The 18,275-nt window shown below is 57.7% G+C and carries 12 protein-coding genes, 2 pseudogenes and 1 other annotated feature; of the genes and pseudogenes, 6 read left to right on the top strand and 8 right to left on the bottom strand.

The genetic code is table 11. The features are described from left to right. Window positions 1-202 precede the first annotated feature (202 nt). The 3 genes and pseudogenes from JOF28_RS05480 to JOF28_RS05470 all read left to right on the top strand — a co-directional run. Window positions 203-520 carry a nucleotide pyrophosphohydrolase gene (locus tag JOF28_RS05480; RefSeq protein ID WP_209704855.1) on the top strand — a complete coding sequence of 106 codons (318 nt, stop codon included), beginning with the start codon at window positions 203-205 and terminating at the stop codon, window positions 518-520. Further along, entirely contained in the window at window positions 507-2,225 is a 1,719-nt protein-coding gene (locus tag JOF28_RS05475) for a DUF2075 domain-containing protein (RefSeq protein ID WP_209704854.1), read from the top strand. The genes JOF28_RS05480 and JOF28_RS05475 overlap by 14 nt, the downstream gene beginning before the upstream one ends. Before the next feature lie 128 nt (window positions 2,226-2,353). Then, a pseudogene (locus JOF28_RS05470) lies at window positions 2,354-3,339 on the top strand (IS3 family transposase); the annotation flags it as partial. After that, window positions 2,658-2,792 (top strand) — a sequence feature (AL1L pseudoknot). Its footprint overlaps the pseudogene before it by 135 nt. Window positions 3,340-3,459: 120 nt before the next feature. On the opposite strand, the gene JOF28_RS05465 reads toward JOF28_RS05470, so the two are convergent. Further along, window positions 3,460-4,203 (bottom strand): ATP-binding protein, encoded by a 744-nt coding sequence (locus JOF28_RS05465; protein WP_342452091.1) that lies wholly within the window; start codon window positions 4,201-4,203, stop codon window positions 3,460-3,462. Further along, window positions 4,200-5,777 carry an IS21 family transposase gene (istA, locus tag JOF28_RS05460; RefSeq protein ID WP_209704853.1) on the bottom strand — a complete coding sequence of 526 codons (1,578 nt, stop codon included), beginning with the start codon at window positions 5,775-5,777 and terminating at the stop codon, window positions 4,200-4,202. Before istA (JOF28_RS05460) ends, JOF28_RS05465 begins: the two co-directional genes overlap by 4 nt. Before the next feature lie 150 nt (window positions 5,778-5,927). On the opposite strand from istA (JOF28_RS05460), the gene istA (JOF28_RS05455) reads away from it, so the two are divergent. From istA (JOF28_RS05455) to JOF28_RS05445, 3 genes and pseudogenes are all read left to right on the top strand, one after another. Beyond that, the gene (gene istA, locus JOF28_RS05455) at window positions 5,928-7,547 is read left to right on the top strand and encodes an IS21 family transposase (protein WP_245189823.1); all 1,620 of its coding nucleotides are present in this window, start codon (window positions 5,928-5,930) and stop codon (window positions 7,545-7,547) included. Next, window positions 7,547-8,314 carry an ATP-binding protein gene (locus JOF28_RS05450; RefSeq protein WP_209704120.1) on the top strand — a complete coding sequence of 256 codons (768 nt, stop codon included), beginning with the start codon at window positions 7,547-7,549 and terminating at the stop codon, window positions 8,312-8,314. Before istA (JOF28_RS05455) ends, JOF28_RS05450 begins: the two co-directional genes overlap by 1 nt. A gap of 272 nt (window positions 8,315-8,586) precedes the next feature. Continuing rightward, window positions 8,587-8,877, top strand: a pseudogene (locus JOF28_RS05445) (integrase core domain-containing protein); the annotation flags it as partial. A 28-nt stretch (window positions 8,878-8,905) separates the two neighbouring features. Here the strand turns inward: JOF28_RS05445 and JOF28_RS05440 are convergent. The 6 genes from JOF28_RS05440 to JOF28_RS05415 form a co-directional block, all read right to left on the bottom strand. After that, window positions 8,906-9,163: a hypothetical protein gene (locus JOF28_RS05440; protein ID WP_209704852.1), complete on the bottom strand. Its 258-nt coding sequence runs from the start codon at window positions 9,161-9,163 to the stop codon at window positions 8,906-8,908. Beyond that, window positions 9,160-10,068, bottom strand: coding sequence for a helix-turn-helix domain-containing protein (locus tag JOF28_RS05435; protein WP_209704851.1), 909 nt, complete (start codon window positions 10,066-10,068; stop codon window positions 9,160-9,162). The genes JOF28_RS05440 and JOF28_RS05435 overlap by 4 nt, the downstream gene beginning before the upstream one ends. A gap of 452 nt (window positions 10,069-10,520) precedes the next feature. After that, window positions 10,521-14,282, bottom strand: a complete 3,762-nt coding sequence (locus JOF28_RS05430) for a YobI family P-loop NTPase (RefSeq protein ID WP_209704850.1) — start codon at window positions 14,280-14,282, stop codon at window positions 10,521-10,523. Window positions 14,283-15,377: 1,095 nt separating this feature from the next. After that, complete coding sequence (locus JOF28_RS05425) at window positions 15,378-16,634, bottom strand: serine hydrolase (RefSeq protein WP_209704849.1); 1,257 nt, start codon at window positions 16,632-16,634, stop codon at window positions 15,378-15,380. A gap of 143 nt (window positions 16,635-16,777) precedes the next feature. Continuing rightward, window positions 16,778-17,209, bottom strand: coding sequence for a hypothetical protein (locus tag JOF28_RS05420; protein WP_209704848.1), 432 nt, complete (start codon window positions 17,207-17,209; stop codon window positions 16,778-16,780). 74 nt (window positions 17,210-17,283) lie between these two features. Continuing rightward, a complete protein-coding gene (locus JOF28_RS05415) occupies window positions 17,284-18,246 on the bottom strand; it encodes a class I SAM-dependent methyltransferase (RefSeq protein WP_209704847.1) in 963 nt (320 codons plus the stop codon). Window positions 18,247-18,275: the final 29 nt, after the last annotated feature.

Here is an 18,275-nt window from a genome sequence, read left to right as displayed (position 1 = left end):
TGGGTCTCCTAAATTCTTGTGGAACGAAGAACTACGTGACGGTGTGTGCGGCGTACCGGAACTCCAAGGGGCGGCTATCGTTCGACCCCAGAGTCAGGACGCCGAACTGACGTCACCCATAAGCTTAACGCAATTACATGCGCGCGCATAAGAGTAGAGCGTAGTGGTGCATGTCGATGTTCACGCTGATAGCGTGTTGTCTATGATCTCGGAGCAGACAATTGACGTAGTTCGAGCGTTTAGCGAGGAACGAGAGTGGGGGCAGTTTCACACCCCAGAGAACCTCGCAAAAAGCGTTGCGATTGAAGCAGGAGAACTCCTGGAATGTTTCCAATGGGGTGAAGGTGACGTGGCGGAAGCCAAAGACGAACTGGCTGACGTCTTGACCTATTGCATACTCCTAGCCGAGCGGCTACACCTGAATCTGGATGACATCATCTTGGACAAGCTGGCACGGAGCGCCGAAAAGTACCCAGTGGCCCTGGCGCGCGGGCGGAGCGATAAGTATGACAAGCTTTAAAGTTGAAAAGTTCAAGTTTGATCCGGCGAACGTTCTCGCGTGGAGTGCGGCTGGTAAAAAACACTCGAACTGGCCAGCGGTCTACACGATCAACGCCGCTCGAGAGATCTACGTCGGCGAGTCACTGAACGCAGCCGGTCGAATGCGGCAGCACCTGGATTCAGGCGCCAAAGCGGGGCTAGAGACAGCTCGTGTGATTTTGGACGAGACCTTTAATAAGTCTGCATGTTTGGACCTGGAATCAATGCTCATTCGCCTGTTCTCAGGCGATGGGAAGTACAAGGTACTTAACCTCAATCAGGGAATCACTGACGCAGACTATTACCGGCGCTCTGACTATCAAGAGAAATTTGACGAAATATTTGAGGCCTTACGCGCCGAAGGGCTGTTCAATCGAACGATCCCGCAGATCGTAAACAGTGATCTATTCAAATTTTCACCGTTCAAAGCGCTTAACCAGGATCAGGCTGTCGCTGTTGAGGGTGTGCTCGAAGGCCTGTTCAGTGATCTTGAGCACGGTACGAGCAGCACAGTCGTGGTACAGGGTAACCCCGGCACGGGTAAAACGATCGTGGGGATTTACCTCATGAAACTCTTGCAAGATATTCGTACCCATGACACTAGCGAACCGCTTGATAGCGACTCGCTTTTCAGTGAGTTTTTCGTTGAAGGCTACCCGACGTTGTTAGAGGGGCTGCGTGCTGGGATCGTGGTTCCGCAGCAATCCCTTCGCGAGTCCTTAAAGAAAGTATTCAAGCTTACGCCGGGGCTTGACACGTCTATGGTGCTGACGCCCTTTGACGTGGGTAAGAGTGCTGAGAAATTTGATGTGCTGATCGTTGATGAAGCCCACCGTCTGAACCAGCGCGCGAATCAGGCATCGGGTATGCGGAACAAAGACTTTGCAACGATCAATGAGATTCTGTTTGGGCAAGATGATCCCGCCTATACGCAACTCGACTGGATCCGGCGACAGAGCACCCACCAAATTCTGATGCTCGACACCGAGCAATCGGTTCGGCCCGCTGATTTGCCACTTTCAGTGACCAAGAAACTCATCGCAGAAGTGAGCGCTGCAGGCCGTCTGTATCCGTTGCTTTCGCAAATGCGTGTGCGTGCGGACCAGGATTACGTGGGTTATGTGCGGAGAATGCTGAGTGAAAATCCACCGCTTCATCGAGAAGAGTTCGGTGGATATGACCTGAAGTACTTTCTAAGTTTTCACGAAATGCAACGGGCAATCTCAAATAAAAATTCTGAACACGGGTTGGGCCGACTGGCCGCGGGCTATGCGTGGGAATGGCAGAGCCGAAAAATTAAATCGGCGTTTGATATTGAAATTGAGGGGGTTTCACTTCGGTGGAACTCTACGGATAAAGACTGGATTAATTCGAAACAGTCGGCCGAAGAAGTGGGCTCAATTCACACGCTCCAGGGTTACGACCTGAACTATGTTGGAGTGATCATCGGAAAGGATCTTCGATACACCCCGGAGCGAGGAGTGTACTTCGACAGAAGCCATTACTTCGATAAGAAAGGCATGGAGAACAACCCCAAGCGGGGTGTCTCGTATTCCGACGAAGATCTACTTCAATACGTGCGCAACATATACACGGTGCTTTTAACTCGTGGAATCAGGGGTACATACGTTTATGTCTGTGACGAAGGTCTTCGCGAACACTTAAAGCAGTTTCTTCCGGGCTAGATAGCCCGCTTTGGGAATGGTGTCGATCGCATTCGTAAGAGTTTAGAAGTGTTAGCGTTCAGCCGGGCCACTCAGGAGTGCGTGTAGGACGAACTGAAGCGCCCTGGTTCTGTTGGAGGCTCCTGGCTTTGGAAGGAGAATGGAAGCATACAACAACACTTGAACAAGGGCGCCGATACTCCGGTGAAGAGAAAGCCGCCGCGATCCGGATGGTCCGTACTCTCCGGGCAGAGCTCGGAACATCACAGGGAACTGTGCAACGCGTCGCCGATCACTCGGCTACGGGGCCGAATCATTGCAGTCATGGGTGCGCCAGGCCGACATTGATGACGGCGTAAAAGCTGGTGTCACAACCGATGAACAAGCTCGCATGCGTGAGCTTGAGCAAGAAGTGCGTGAGCTCAAGCGCGCGAATGAAATCTTGAAGCGTGCCGCGTCTTTCTTCGGGGCGGAGCTCGACCGCCAATACAAGAATTAGTGGCCTTCATCAACCGCAACAAAGACGATGTTGTTGCTGGTCGCAGGCTCGGGGTCGAGCGCATCTGCAGCGTGCTGCTGGTGGCCCCGTCAACGTAGTACGCAGCAAACGGCAGACCAGTCTCGGCTCGGCAAAATCGGGATGCAGAGGTAGCGCCGCAGCTCCTCGAAATCTGGAGTCGAACTACTCTGTCTATGGGGTGCGCAAGCTCTGGAAGGCCACGAAACGTGCCGGCATCGATATTGGCTGCGATCAGGTCGCAAGGCTCATGAAAGTCCTCGAGGTTGAGGGCATACGTCGCGAGAAGCGCGTGAAGACGACGAAGCCTGAGTCTCGGGCGGCGCGGCACCCAGACCTCGTGAATCGGGTATTTTCAGCGCACGCGCCTAACCATTGTGGGTGACGGATTTGACGTTCGTGCCGACTTGGCAGGGCGTCGCTTACGTCTGTTTCATCATTGATGCGTTTAGCCGCATGATCGTGGGCTGGCGGTGTGCATCGAACATGAAGACCGAGACGATATTTGACTCGATCGAGATGGCATGCTGGTCGCACGGCCGTCGGCTTCCTGATGTTCGCTGCCATAGCGATGCGGGGTCTCGCTTCACGTCTGTGCGTTACGGAGAGCGACTGAGTATTCGATGGCTTGAGCAGCACCAATATTGTAGTTGAGCAGCACTCATTATTGCGGTTGAGCAGCACCGAGTAGTACTGGTGGGCAGCAACCGGTCTGGCTGTAGCCCACCAGCTGGCGGGCTATCCGCGAGCGGTGTGCTCGCGCATGTTTGTCTCTCCCGTCTCTACCCAGATCGTGCGGTGCACAATACGATCCATGATGGCATCGGCGTGAACATCACCGCCGAGCCGGTCATGCCAGTCCTGCTTCTGGTATTGGGTGCAGAACACGGTCGAGACGGTGTCGTATCGGCGCTCGAGAAGCTCAAGGAGCATCCCTCGCAGACTGCCACTTGGTGGATCGAGCAACCACTCATCGATGGTGAGCAGCTGATAGGCGGCATACTTGCGGAGGAACTTTTCTTTCCCTCCAGGTTTGTCCGCCGCCGCATGCCACGCTTCCTCGAGGTCAGGCATCCGAATGTAGAGTGCCCGATACTGGTGCTGGCAAGCGGCCCTGGTGAGCGCTGACCCCAGATAGGTTTTCCCTGACCCGGTGAATCCCTGGAACACGACGTTCTCGCCGCGGCTCACGAACGCGCAGGTCCCCAGCTGCGCGATCACACCCCGGTCGATATGACGTTCCTCGAGGAGATCGAGGCGTCTGAGTTCAGCATCGGGGTAACGCAGCGCTGCCCGCCGAATCAGGCCCTCGATTTTCTGCTGCGAAAACGATGAGTGGGCGTCATCGACAGCGAGCTTGATGCGCTCGGCGAAAGGCATTCCGAGAGTGAGGGTGTCGTCTTGCCCGGTCAACGCGTCAACTAACGCGGTGGCCCCCATTTCACGGAGCTTGTGTTTGGTGTCGGTGTCAATGATCGTCACTTTGTGTTCCCTCCGTAGTAGGCAGCCCCGCGCACATATCCAGTCGGAGCCGCGGTGTCGCTGGCAGCCCCCGCATCACTGAACCTGGGATGCCGTTTCCCGGTCTCGTCTTGCCTGGTCTCGAGGATGGGGCGCAAGTGCGCGTAACGAGGAGACCTGACTCTGCTGGCCAACGCGATCTCGCATGCTCGTTCCACTCTGCTACTCGAATAGCGTCGGGTGAGCCGTAACACTGCCAACGCCGCGTTCAACCCTTGTTCCTCGATGGGAACTGACGCGAAGATGCGTGCCACCACTGTCGTGGTGTGCTCGCCGATTCTTGCCGCCCATTCACGCACGCGCAGCGCATCCCATTCCCGATATTTGGGCCCGTCGGGGAGATCGCCATCTCTCGTGCAGTATTCGCCGGTGACACCCGCCGGGGCGAGTACGTGGGAAGCGAGCCGGTCGCCGCCTTGATAGATCTCGATAATGCGGGCGGTGACGCGCACGTCAACCAGTTCGCCTACATGCGGGTAAGGGGCCGAGTAGTGGTTCTTCTCCCACACCACGTGTCCGTCTCGTCCGACGCGCCGGCCATACACCCAGCGGCTGATCTCGTAGGGGACGACGGGCAGCGGCCGCAGCCGGGGCTGTTCTTCGTTCTCGAACACGCTCTGCCTCGAGCCGGCACGTTTCTGGAACGGTTCCCGATTGAACGCAGCCATCTGCTCATAGATCGCTCCCCGGAGTTCAGCGAGCGTGGCAAACTCACGGTGACGGAGCGACGCGATCACCCACGTTGCCACACTCCAGACCGTGTTTTCAACGCTTGCTTTGTCTTTGGGGCGGCGGGGCCTGCCCGGCAACACGGCTGCTGAATAGTGTGTGGCGAGTTCCCGGTAAGCGTCGTTGAGGATCACCTCGCCCTCGCGGGGGTGTTTAAGTACACCGGTTTTCAAGTTGTCGGGCACGATCCTTGGGGTCGAGCCGTTGAACCAGTCGAACATGGCGACGTGGCAGGAAAGCCACGTATCTTGCCGCATATCAAGCGTCGGCTCGACGAACCCGCAGCGCGAGAACGGGAGGCACCCGACAAACAAATACACCCGTGTTGCCGCCCTCGTTACCGAGTCGGTGAGCTGCATCGTCGGGCCTGACCAGTCGACTTCAACGGTCTGACCAGCTTTGTGTCCCACCCTTGATGAGATGCCCTGCGTGCGTACATAGTCGGCGTACGTTTTACAGAACCGGTCGTACCCCATGCCTGGCCGGTCAGTAGCCTGGCACAGGTCACGGTACTCGTCGTGGAGGAGTTTCAGCGTGACCCCAACTCTCGCGAGCTCACGATGCAGTTTGGGCCAGTCAGGTTGTTCATAGACGCTCTCCCGTGTGCCGCTGTCAGGGAAAAGCCGCTCGTATACCTCGACGTCACTCATGGGCTCTGCGGTCGCCCAGGTGATGCCCTCGCGGGCCGCGGCCCGCTCAGTCTTGATGACGCTGTGTTGAGAGATGCCTTGAGCTTCGACTTGTCTGAGTGACAGTCCCTCGGCGCGCAGCCTGAGTACCAATTTGGCTTTAATCTTACGTACCATCAGAATTGGCGCATAGCCTCAGTTGGTACGGGTAGTCCATCTACCCGGTACTCCTATTCTGGGCAGGTGGTACTGCCGCGCGTTATGCGCTTTTCTGGAACTAGCGGCACAATACGGTGCTGCTGACACAGTTTCAGGAGGTGGCCGGTGATGGCCGATTACCGAAAAATCATGGATCTGCTCCTCGATCAGCGCAGCTACGCGACGATCACGGAGCTTGTGGGATGTTCTCGCCGAGAGGTTGCAGCAGCGAAGAAGGTGATCGCGACGCGCGGGATTACTCGCGCTTTGTTCCAGCCCATGACCGATGCCGAGGTGCGGGGTTTGTTCCCCGATGGGCGCGCTCGAGTGAGCGATGATTATGAACAGCCCGACTACCGACGGGTGGTGGCATCGATGCGGAAGAATCGGCATTTCACGCTGCAGCAAGCCTGGTCACGCTATGTCGGTCAAGATAGCGGAGGGCTGAGGAAATATGGGTACGCCCAGTACTGCCATCTCTTCAGCGACTACCTGAGGAAGAACGATCTCGTCGCGACGCTCAAACATGAGCCGGGTCGGGCGATACTTGTCGATTGGGCTGGCGACACCCTCGACCTCGTCGACCAGGCAACCGGGGAAATCACCAAGGCGATCTTGTTTGTTGCAGCGCTCCCGTTTTCGGGTGCGGTGTTCTGCCACGCGTATACGGACATGAAATCACCGTCGTGGATTGACGCGCATGCGCGTGCGTTCTCGTTCTTTGGGGGCACGACGAAGTTGATCGTGCCCGATAACCCGACAACCTCGACACATCGGCTGCGGCAGGGTGATGCGGAGCGGGTAGTGAACGCACGCTACCGGCAGTTCGCTGACCATTACGGAGTCGCGGTCGTGCCCGCCAGAGTCAAGAAACCACGCGACAAAGCGGCTGCCGAGAACGCGGTAAACGTAGTCAATAAACGTGTCATCGGATATCTTGCCGAGGAAACATGGTCGAGTCTTGCGGAGTTGAACGAAGCGATCGAGGAGCGGGTACACGAGATCAATCACGTGATGTTACGCGCCGACGACACCACCAGATGGGAACGATTCGAGACCGAGGAAGCGGCAGAACTTGGGCCGATGCCTGCCGACCCGTTTGAAGAAGTCGAGTGGAAAGACGTGAAGGTGGGGCGGAACTACCACGTCACCTGCAATTACATGCACTACTCCGTTCCCCATGCTTACGCTGGCCGCCTCCTTCGGGCCCGACTCACCTCGGCGAGAGTGGCAGTGTTCGATGGGCACGATCTTGTCTGTGAACACCGACGCCTCACCGGGCGTAAAGGCCAGTATGCGACCCAGCCTGCGCATGTGCCGCCACAGCACCGCAACATTGATGGGCTGTGGACCAGGCGATGGTTCACCGATCTCGCGCGGAGCTTCGGCCCCGCGACCGTGACCGTGATCGAGCAGGTTCTTGACCGTCAGCAGATCGAGGCGCAGGGCTTCCTCGACTGCCAGAATATTCTCACCGGGTTGGGGAGGCGGAACAAGCAGCGACTCGAGGCTGCCTGCCAGCAGGTGTTGAACCTCGGAACGGCACCCACATACACCGTGTTGAAACGCATGATGGCGGGCATCGATAGCGACGTCAAGAAACCTGCACCCCGAGTGCCGGCAGGGTCAACGCAGAAAGGCCAAGCAAAGCGAGTGAGTCCCGTTAAGTTCGAAGAGTTTGCTGACGTGTACGTGCGCGACGCTTCTCACTACGCCCCAGGCAACGGGCAGCAGGGAGGCGCAGCCTAATGTTCAGCAGCGAAGACCACGAGAAATTCCGCACCCTCAGGATCACGCACGTTGCGCTCCAGTTCGAGCAGCTCATCGCTGATGAGGCGAATGACCATCTCACCCCCGAACAACTCTTTCAAACCGCCGCCGATTTAGCGCTCGGGATCCGGCGCGAGAACCGGGTCAACGGGTTCATCAAGAAGGCCGGGTTCCCTCATCCGACCGCGTCAGTCGCAGAGATCGACTATCGAGAAGGGCGTGGCCTCACTAAAGTCAGGATGCAACGTTACGCGGCAGCCGCATGGCGGCAAGACCCGAGGAACGTGCTGATCATGTCACCTACCGGCGGCGGGAAAACGTATCTAGCGTGCGCGATCGGGATCGCGGCCTGCCACACCGAACACTCGGTGACTTACGTTCGCATGGATGACCTTGCCCGCCGCCTCCTCGTCGCGAGGGGTGACAGCATCCAGCATCAGCAGCTCTTGAACGACCTCTCAAACGTTGAAGTGCTTATTTTGGATGATTTCCTCACCATCGGTATTGATGCTGACGCCGCGAATGACCTCTTCACAATCCTCGCGAACAGAGACACGAGGCTGCCCACGATTATCGCGTCACAGTCGGGGCCGGGCTATTGGCTCGAAGCGCTCCCGGACCGAGTCGCGGCCGACTCGATCGTGAACAGGCTCGTCTCTGGCTCCCGCCGCATCGATCTGGGCACTATCGATATGCGGAGCCTGCACGCCGAACGCGCACGCAAGAAAGAGGACCACTGGGAGTAGCAGGAGCGAGCGGCCTGGCATCCAGCGTCTTCGACTGGGTGCCAGTACCCCCTCGCCAGAATAGGAGTACCGGGTATGTGGACTACCCGTACCATCAAGGGCTACTTGTCAAGAATGACTCCTTCTGTCGCGCGGTAACAGCGCGCGACAGAAGGAGGGTCCCACAGTGCTGCTCAACAAAAATATTGGGTGCTGCTCACGAAGCAATATTGAAGGGCATCAACGTGCTGCTCAACCGCAATAGTGGTGCTGCTCAGAAGACCGAATACTCACGACTCGCTGAGATTGGAGCGACACCCTCGATCGGGACCGTCGGCGACAGTTATGACAATGCCCTCGCTGAAACGGTGAATGGGTATTACAAGGTCGAATTGGTGCGGGGACCGGTGAAGAACGGGCCCTGGAGGACCATCGATGATCTCAAGCTCGCGACGCTTGGTTGGGTGCATTGGCACAACACCGAACGGCTACACGGCTACCTCGGGGATGTGTCGCCAGCGGAGTACGAGGAGACGTTCTATGCTGGAGTCGCCAGCGCCAAAGAACTGGTTGAAATCAAATGAGCTGAGTCTCCACTAAAACCAGGGCGCTTCACTCTTCGAGGACTGGATCCGCGCCGAGCAACTGCGGGATCACTCCGAGGTCAGCGTCACGAGTCGTGTCATCCGGAGGCAGCGCGGGGATATGCTGTGTCACTTCGATCACTGCGTGATCACCGAGAACCGTCAGCGCGTCACGATGGTTGGAGAGACCGATGATTACGTCGATCAGTGCGCGACGTGAAGTGACGATCTCAGGTTCGAGCGGCACACGGCCAGACTCGAACGGCTTTTGAAGCTGGTCATTCATGCCGCAGCCAGCAGCTTCCGAAGTTCATTCTCCGCCTTGTCCGGCTCGCGACCGGACCCCGCGAGCGCATCAAGGATGGCCTGGGAACGCGGCACAAACCAAATCCCTTCTTCAGCCTCGACGTCATCAAGTTCTCCGTCACTTGCCTCAATAAGTAGGACGCCCCGGCCAAGAGCTGCCGGCGAAAGCGAGAATCGGGACCCGAGATCCACCGGGTCTTCAACGTAGAACACTGGCAAGTTCGCGTTAGCCACACTGCGATCGTTCCGCGTCGCGACGAGGCCAGAGGCGGCGTAGTTGACGTCAGCATCGCTCAGCGCACGCGCAAGTGACTGCCATCCGCCTGGCGCATCGACCGCCCGCTGGATACCGCTTCGTCGACTGATCTTTGCCGCGTTCCCGGCTGATACCGCGAGTGCGACCAGATCGTCGGTGTCAGCCCCATCTTTCAGCCAGCCTGCACGCTGCCAATGCTCCCACCATTCATTCGTCATATTCGGGAAGGGACTCAACGAGACCGTGAGGTTCTTCAGTACCGAGCCCCAGAGTTCAGGCCAGTTCAGCTTGACATTACTACGGGCCGCGGCCGCAGCTATCTCCTGAGTAGAAGACACAAGCGTTGGAGAGTATGCCCGAGTGCTCTCCTCAAGCGCATCCAATATTGCGCTGATCCATGGGCGAGCTGCTGCGAGGGCAGAGATGTCTCCGGCCGAAACAATCGTGCCGCCACTGATCTGGTACCCGGTGGCGGAGAGGATGCGTGACAATGTTCCCCACGTGGGATCCACCTCGCCGCGCTCAATACGACCCACCGTTGAGGGTGAAAGGTTTGCGAGCTCAGCGAGCTCCTTGCGGGTGATACCGCGCAGTGCGCGAACACGCTTCACTATGGCTGCCGCATCCATACTTGCTTCCCTCCTGATTGCATATATGCAATTCTGGTTTGTAAAGCGTGAAGCGTCACAGTCGGCAAACCAATTTTGGTGCTACTGAGTCTTGATCCCGAGTACGTGGAGTTCGGTGTTTTCTTCTCGCCTGAGCTAAAATTCCTAGGCATGCAGTGTAGATGCATAGGTTCCGGGGGCGCCGGAAGGCCGTGCGTGTTCACGTCAACACCAGAAACTCATCGAGTCGTCAGGGATCGTCGTGTCGCGAGGGTGACAAAACAGTGCCTGCTAGCCAACGTTATGCCGGGCTGGAGAGCCGCCTTGACGCAGCACCCGCGAGCTGGCGGCGCGAACCATTGTGATGTCCGGTGCGATCTCACCGCGGATGGATCGGCATGCTCGGCACCGAGATTCTCTCCAAAGATCATGAATAGCTGAGGAAAAAACCTGTAAGCCATTCACTGATCTGGCTACGGCTTTCGGAGAGACACTCGTCGACTGCCACGCTCGGGCTTGTGGCCGCTTACGATGCCGGCCGACTTGAGGCGGTCTAGTAACCGTTGGTGGGCATAGTCGTCGGGGACAACCGGCCTGACGTTGCCGCGATCCGCAATTGAGGGATACGGGGCACCAAGAGTTCGCAGTGTTGCTTGGATCTGATCCAGCGAGATGCTTTGGGAGTTAGTTAGCAATGTCACAATACTGTGGTCGGTGGCGCCACTGATTCTTAGCTGATCGATGGTATTGAAGGGGACGTCGGCGTCTGTGGTAGCCGCGAAGTTCGATACGGTGCGGACCGTGTCCCGGCTTGCGCCGGGAAGAAAAATCCCGAGCTGCGACAGAACCGCCTCTTTCAGCTCCGTCGGCACCGTCGCGCTACTGAAGAAGCTGCCGAGGTCGGTTGACGGAACAAGAACCGGTGAGATGATTGCAGGAGCATTCTTCGACCGGATGAGGGCGGCCTCCCGGGTAGGCCAGTCAGCTATCACGGCGTGTGCGAAGGTGGTCTCGTCGTCGCTGAGTAGTTTCGTCTCGATCATCAGTCCGACGATGTCACCGCTTTCCGGAGTGAGGGAATCCGCAGAGATCGGTGAGGGCAGATGCAGACTGACGGCGAGGTTCACACGGCGTCTGGCGGAGGGAATGGTCTCCCTGGCGTTGAGGATCGCGACGGCGATCCGAATTCTCTCGAAGTCTGGCACCTCGTCGGTCCCTTCGACCGTTTCGACGAGAGCGAGGAGCTGTCCGACGTTGTCGTCGAGCTCGCCGATAGTGTCGAGATAAGCCAGAAGGTTCTGCGGCGAGGGAGCCATCCGCCTCGTGGCCGCGAGCGTCGGCCACACAGACGATGGTGCGTCAGCTGCAGCATCGACACGGCAGGCTGCGGATGCCCCTTCGACGAGCTGAGCGAGATGTTTACGATCCATGGTGACCTCGTGCGCGTCGTTTAGGATCGAGAGGAATTCCTCGGGATCCTCGATCGTGACGGCGCCGTTGCGTTCGGCTATGAGTGCGAAGTACTCTCCAACGCGTCCCAGTACGGCACTGTAGACGGGTTCGCTGGCAGATCGGATGGCATCCAGAGCGAGCGAGGGTTGCTCTGTCAGATTCTCGATGTTTGCGATATTTAGCTCGTAAGCACCCAGCTCAATGACGCGCTTGCGAGCGAGGCTGTTTAACGGTGCCGTCGAGGGGAGCTGGATTCGGAGCTTGGCGATCGCGTCTATGGCCTTCGCCTTGGGTATGAGGACCTTAGCTTTGCCCCGCGGGGCGGTGATGATGGAAGAGAACTGCCTGTAGTTCTTGATCACGAGATCGGCAAACTCGCTGGTCGGGGGCTCGCCGATCTCAGAACCGGCTGCCCCGAGTGCGGCCTCGATCAGATGGGGGAGTACGTCCTCCGGGGCATCCGTTACGATGCTCGCGATTTTCTCCGGCAGGAGCGGTGCGAGGCGGCGAACGAACCGTATTCGTTCGCTCCCAGCCTGAATATATGCAAGACCGAAGTCGCGATCGTCCCGATCCCAGGCAGCTACTTGCCGTACGATCATCTGCGCCTCGTCCGGTCGCTTCGCCAGTAGATGATCGAGGACTGAGACGTTGTAGGCGGCACGGTCCCGGAAGATGTCAGTGCCTTCGTCACCGATTATCGCCTCGACATCGTCTCCGTCGAGCTCGGCGTGGATATCGGCGACTCCACGGTCGAGAGCATGGATGATGTAGTTTAGTGCGCGTGGTCGGAGGTGCTGGCCGTAATACACGGAGACGTAGAGTGCGAAGTAGCCGTTGATGTAGCCAGCAGCGACAAGCGCTCGAGCCACGCGGGATTTCAAGATCCGGTCCGTCGCCTGCGCGAATGTTTCCGGCTCGGCGCCATCTTCCGCAGTGGTGGTGAACTCTCCTCGTGCGTAGATGTCGGCCCAGGTGTGGTGCCGGAGGAAATCGACGTCCCGCAGCGCCGAGCGGCGCTTGTCGATCTGGGTGCGTCGGTCGACTTTGACCCATTCAGAGGGATCGAACTGCGTTCCCATTAGGGTCTGCAATTGATCGAACGAAAAGCTTATGCTCTGGCCGTTATAGCTGTTGGAGACGGCGGCCGATACCTGGTCGGCCGCCAGGAGCGTCCAGAGTTCGCGGGTGCGTAACTGCGCTCCCTTGTAAGCCTGGTTGCCCACAGTCAGCTGCACGTGGGTCGGATGATTCTGATTGAAAGGGAGGGCGTGCATGACGCTCTCCAAGCGGTCGCCGAGTGACTTTGCCCGGCCGTCGAGGACCCCCTCCAACGACAGCTGTCTGGTTGCAGCTCGCTCCCGCGTCTGTGCGGCGGGGAGGGCGGTTTTGACGATGTCTCGCCAGACATCGTGGAGTACATCGAGGTCGCTGGCACCAGAGCGGATTGCTTCGAAGTCTGCCATGTGGACACACTTGTAGACGATGAGCGCGAACAGCTTGTCCGGATCGAGCCCGGGCATCTGGCGAGGCCCACCGAGCAGCCGGTCGGCGTAGACGTCGTACTCGTTGCGCATGTCGGTAATCAGGCGCATGTCAGCCACAAACCGGGCAGCGACATTGATGAGGTCACGGGATACACCCGCCCCTTCCATGGCATCGAGCATCAGATCGCGCGCGTTGCGGTGAGTAATGAACGGGACGATCGGGATGACGATGTCGAAGAACTTGGTGCGGTTCGCCCGTCTCACTTCATTGTCGCCAGCGTCTCTTGCTGTCTCAACGCGCACCGGTGCCGCCTCATTAGGTTCCTCGCCATCGTACTCGTTGCCGAGCTTCTCGAAGACGCTGTCACGCAGGGCATAGATGAACTTCACATCCGGAGACGGAACGGCTCTCCGAGGCTTTCCCATACGCGACTCCTCGTTCGCCGACTTGAACTGCTTAACGCGTCGACGCCGACGAACCTGATCGGACCCGTTTAGGAGAGTGTTGAGGGCACGGAGCGTTTCGAAGATGTACACATCCTCGAACCGATCGATGTCCTCGAAGATCACGATGTCGCGACCGCTCTGCTCGAAGTAGTACACGATCTCGTCCATGTACTGGTCAAAGTAACTGGAGGATGTCGTGGCAAGAGATACGGTGGCGGGACCAGCGCTCAGCTTCTCTAAGAAGACACGGTTGTGCGTGAGCCATCGGAGGGAATACACGATCCCCGCCAACATCACGAGCAGCACTATGTTAACGAGCGTGAACCAGCCGACCCCGTGGTCATCGTCTAGGACGCCGACGATCTGTCGGGAAAGGCCTGTGATCCATAGGATTGTGAAGAGTAACGTGCCCAGTCCGAATGCGATGCCCATCTCAGGCAGCCAGCGGAACCGTGAGAGGCGGCGAAACCGGGACCCCCGGGTCTTCTCCGGCGTGTCCCGATAGAGGATTTGCTTAACGATCTCCTTCTGGATGCGATTCGTGGTCATCCACGCCGCCGGGTTTGTGTCGGAGTCGCCCACTGGCCGTTCCTCCATTACACCGACCGTGGACAGTGATAGCTCAAGCACCCGATCTCTGAACTCGTCCAGTTCGGTCAGACGCATCAGGACGCTGCTCTTCCCCGTGCCATATGCGCCGGTCAATGCGATGTTTCGAACGCCGTCCTGATCCCGGATTGCTCTGGCCAATGCATCGACGTACACACCGTGCTGCCGTTGGTCATAGCTCGGCGCCAGACTCCGCAGCGCAATCGGATTGGCTGCTAAGGGATTCGACGCGTTGGGCATAACAGGATGATATCGGCAGAGCAGCGGCGCACCCACGGCCAGCTTAGGTCGATCGTGGGAGTGGCGCGGAGAGTGGACCGCTGGACCGCTGGACCGCTGGATCGCGCGGAAGCGGTCGCCATAAACTCGCCATAGACTTGATCCGAAGTGGCGTGGATGCTACGAAGCTAACAGGCCAAACTAGTGGTTAACGTTCCGCAAAGCCTGCAAAACGTGACGCGCTCTGCAATGTATGGAACGCCAAAGCCCTAATCAAGTAATGAAAGTCATCTGATTCATCTGCCTGAGGTCAAGGAGTCGCAGATTCAAATCATGTCAACCCGATCTGGACTCGCTCGATAGAAACTTCGCTTTGTTTGGCGCTGAAGCTTGACTCGGCGGAATAATTAAAGCTGCTTGCGACGCGGTGCTTTTGGTCGCTTAGCGACATGTCTGTGGTGGGTGGCTCTCATTACCGCGCCATTTGACCGGCTTTGTTTTGCCTCAAGCTCCGCAATAGTCGCCCAGCTTCGTGCTCTTCTCTATCTGTGCGGCGAGCACATCATCAATCGGTGTTCGCTCCATTACGACGTGGCTCTCGTGCAGAGACCTCATGAGTGCCGAAAGTTCGACAATGTGCTCTCTTGCTAGTGCATCACCGAAATATCCCATTAGCCCTCTCCCTGCCTTTCCGGTCAGCGATGCTGTTGATCTGGAAGCTCTGGTTCGAGCATTTACCGCCCGGCTGAGCAGTCCGGGGCAAGGAACTACAGGCTAACCGTGGTGAATCTACCGTTTTGCATTTAGACAGCGCTATTGTCGTGCCGCCCATATACGAATTTGTCGGACCAGTGGCATACGAAGCAGACGAGTTTATTTTGGCTGCGATGCCATTCGTAATAACACGAACGGCTGTAAGTTAATTACGTCCTCAGCTTTGTAAAGCAAAAGGCTCAGCAACGATACAATCCCGTAATTGCGATCGATGACTTCTTATCCTGGGCGCTGGGGTAGGGAAGTTGTGCTTGGAAATTTACATTCTGGTTGTTAGTTTCCAAGCATCAGCTTGAGGTGTGATCTGCTGAGGTGGTCAGCAGGTCATCTCGGCACCGACCGCTAAGGCCTCGTGCGGGTGGGGTCAATCGCTCTCGTGAGTACGGTAATGAGTTCGATCGCGCCTCGCGGGGTGAACCCTTCGGTACAGACCGCAAGCACACGGAAGTCCGAGCCGCCAGGTTCTCCGATCACGGCGACATCATGCCTGATGCCGTCATCCCATCCGCTCTTGGAACCCCATGCCGTGCCTTCGGGGAGTCCGGCACTGATGATCGGAAAGTACTGAGCTCTGAGTAACTTGAGCATTTGCTCGCGCGACGCCATGCTGAAGTGTTCACCGCAGGTCAGCTCCCAGACCAAGCGAGCGAGCCCTCGAGTTGTTGCCGTGTGCGTGTAATCAGCTTGACTCGCGGCATAGTCGCAGATGAGTCTGGTCATCGAAACCTCGGTGATACCCAACTGTTTGCACGCTTCGTCTACCGCGCCGAGTCCGATGAACTCCGTGAGTAGGTTTGTGGTCTCGTTTGAGGAGTGCGTGATCATGCGCTCGAGACACCAACTGAGAGATACAGGTGCGCCTTCTGTGGGCATCCCCGGGTCGGCTTCGCCGGCGCCGATCGTGAATGCAGGGCTGCCGGCGAGGCGGCTCGCATACGTGCGGGTGCTCGGAAGGGTGTGCTCGAGCGAGAGCGTACCCGCGTCGACCCGCAGCAGCACCGCCGCGGCGACAGCGAGCTTGACTGTGCTGGCGGCGTAGTACTCGTGCTCTTCGCCGTACCCGTCAGTGGTATTGCCCGCGGAGTCTAAGAGCGTGTACGACAACGATGGGTTTCTGGCGGGGGCGTCGTTGGTCTCCTGGAGGAGTGCGTGTGAAATTGCACGAAAGACTGTGGCGCCCTGTGGCGCGGTGTATCCGCGGGTGCATGCTGCCAGGCAAAGGGTCTGCCCATCTAGCTCGATGAAGGTGACGTCGTGTGCGACTCCAGTGTCGCTGTCGCTGTAATTGCCGTCCTGGCTCCCGGTGGATATGGCCTCGCTTCGCCCGAGCTTAAACGCAAGTCGTGCCAGCCCGAGAGCTGAGGTCTGCTGGGGGACCTCTGCTTGGCGGTCTTCGTCTGCGGATGCTGTCGCGACGAGCCTGCCGACGCCTGTAGCGGGGGCAACGTAGAACGTGCGCTCGGCCTCATGCTCCCGAAGCACTGCGCCGGTCTTGTCGACCAGGGCAAAAGAAACCGTGGGGACGCCATCGGAATAGCGCGAAATGACTCCGCCGGGTGCCTCACCAAGCTCAAAATCTGGAACTCCAAGCTGTGTCATGATGCCTTTCTTTAGCGGTTCCGGGAAACCACTAAGGATCTTCTCATCGCCATTGGTTGAAAAGTCTAACCAGCGAAACGACCGCAGTTCTCTTTGCTGGCTGAATTACCCATGCCAACGGCAGCTCCAGCAGAGCAGGGCCGCTATTCGCAGGAACTACAGACACCCGACGCCGCCATAAGAATGAAGCACGTGGGGCAAACCTTACGAATGATCTCGGCACTCTTCTCCCGATTGTCTGCTCGCCCGATTCCGCTGTCAGGGTGCGTCACACCCCACGCGCCGTCGAATCTTTGACTCGGCCAAAGGTCGACCTCACCAAATATGTGACGGATCTCCTCTGCGGAACGGAAGCCGTTCGTATAGCCGGCGTGCACCTGCAGTGCCGGGCCGCCTTCGACTCGCTCTACCTTGATGTAGGACTCCATTGGAACGCATCCAGCAATGTTGATCGTTGCGCTGAGGTTTTTTAAGAAGGATTGATTCGCCAGAGAAATGCCCCGTTGGTGCAAAGCAGCTTCGAAGGAAACGGCGCCTCGCGCAAGGGGATCGATCGGTTCTGATTTGTTGGTCATGATGTCTTCCGTTCGATCGGGTGTATTGGGCTACAGGCTATGCCTTTGGCTGTTTTGAGGAATCAAAGAGTCAGCTAGAAAATGCTCACAATGAAACGTCCAATGTTGATGCTTCGGCCGCCTCGAGCTTCGACAAGTTGCTGAGTGGCGGAGAACGAAGCAGCACGCGTGGATGCGTCGAGATCATTTGCGATTGGCTCCAGATCAGTAGCGTAATGGGCGAGCACAATGGGGCCTGAGGCATGATCTGGAATCCCGTATATCTCTTCGGGAGTCAGATACGAGGCTGATCCGCCAAGCGCGAGCACAGCATTGTATTTTGTGCCGCAAAGGAAACGCTCCTGCAGAACCGTCTCGAACTTCACCGGGTGGATGCCGGCGGTGTGAGGATACTTCAAGACCAGTTCATTCAGCATCGCTCGACTCGGATCCACGCCAACGTAGCGCTCAGGTGTGGTGATGCCAAGATCTAGCGCCAGCCCAGTGCCGCACCCAATATCTAGGACTCGTTGAGGTCTGTTTCCAATGAGTTCTCGTATTAACAGTGAGTAATCGCGACGTTCCTCATCTGTTGCTGCATGGGTAGTATCCCAATAGCTCGCGAATTCATCGTATGAGGAATCGACACCGCACCCGTTCTCGTTCACTGTTCGCGGGGCATTCTGCGGTCCGTAGATGTGTGACGCGTCTGCGCGGTTGATGATCCCGGTGTCAGCAACGTCGTGATCCATGCCCCACCATCGATATCGTCCGTCAGGCGAAATGAGATAGAGATTGGTTCGCTTGAAGAATTTACCGAGCTCACCAAACGTTCGGATTACTCGGCCAGCACGTACGAAGTCCTCCGGGGTGAGCTCTGGCGTTCTATCTTTGACTACATAATGGTGCGGAGCGCTATCGGCATACGTCACCGCAAACGCCCAATCGAGCGTTGGTGCAATGTTCAACCACCAGTCGAGATCTGCACGCGTGATTCGGCTAGTTGAAGGCGAAGGTGACTTGGCCTCGTCGAACTGGTTGATCTGAGTCTGATTCATCCGTTACTCCCTGCTCGTAAGCTCGCTCC

Source organism: Leucobacter exalbidus, from assembly GCF_017834145.1.
Lineage (GTDB): Bacteria > Actinomycetota > Actinomycetes > Actinomycetales > Microbacteriaceae > Leucobacter > Leucobacter exalbidus.
Note: the sequence above shows the minus strand (reverse complement) of the source record. Positions and strands in the feature narration are given on the sequence as shown.

Coding starts and splice junctions, on each gene's coding strand:
- JOF28_RS05430 (WP_209704850.1), bottom strand. CDS start 14,282: ATGCCCAACGCGTCGAATCCCTTAGCAGCCAATCCGATTGCGCTGCGG.
- JOF28_RS05420 (WP_209704848.1), bottom strand. CDS start 17,209: ATGACCAACAAATCAGAACCGATCGATCCCCTTGCGCGAGGCGCCGTT.
- istA (WP_209704853.1), bottom strand. CDS start 5,777: ATGGTACGTAAGATTAAAGCCAAATTGGTACTCAGGCTGCGCGCCGAG.
- JOF28_RS05440 (WP_209704852.1), bottom strand. CDS start 9,163: ATGAATGACCAGCTTCAAAAGCCGTTCGAGTCTGGCCGTGTGCCGCTC.
- JOF28_RS05450 (WP_209704120.1), top strand. CDS start 7,547: ATGTTCAGCAGCGAAGACCACGAGAAATTCCGCACCCTCAGGATCACG.
- istA (WP_245189823.1), top strand. CDS start 5,928: ATGGCCGATTACCGAAAAATCATGGATCTGCTCCTCGATCAGCGCAGC.
- JOF28_RS05435 (WP_209704851.1), bottom strand. CDS start 10,068: ATGGATGCGGCAGCCATAGTGAAGCGTGTTCGCGCACTGCGCGGTATC.
- JOF28_RS05480 (WP_209704855.1), top strand. CDS start 203: ATGATCTCGGAGCAGACAATTGACGTAGTTCGAGCGTTTAGCGAGGAA.
- JOF28_RS05425 (WP_209704849.1), bottom strand. CDS start 16,634: ATGACACAGCTTGGAGTTCCAGATTTTGAGCTTGGTGAGGCACCCGGC.
- JOF28_RS05415 (WP_209704847.1), bottom strand. CDS start 18,246: ATGAATCAGACTCAGATCAACCAGTTCGACGAGGCCAAGTCACCTTCG.
- JOF28_RS05475 (WP_209704854.1), top strand. CDS start 507: ATGACAAGCTTTAAAGTTGAAAAGTTCAAGTTTGATCCGGCGAACGTT.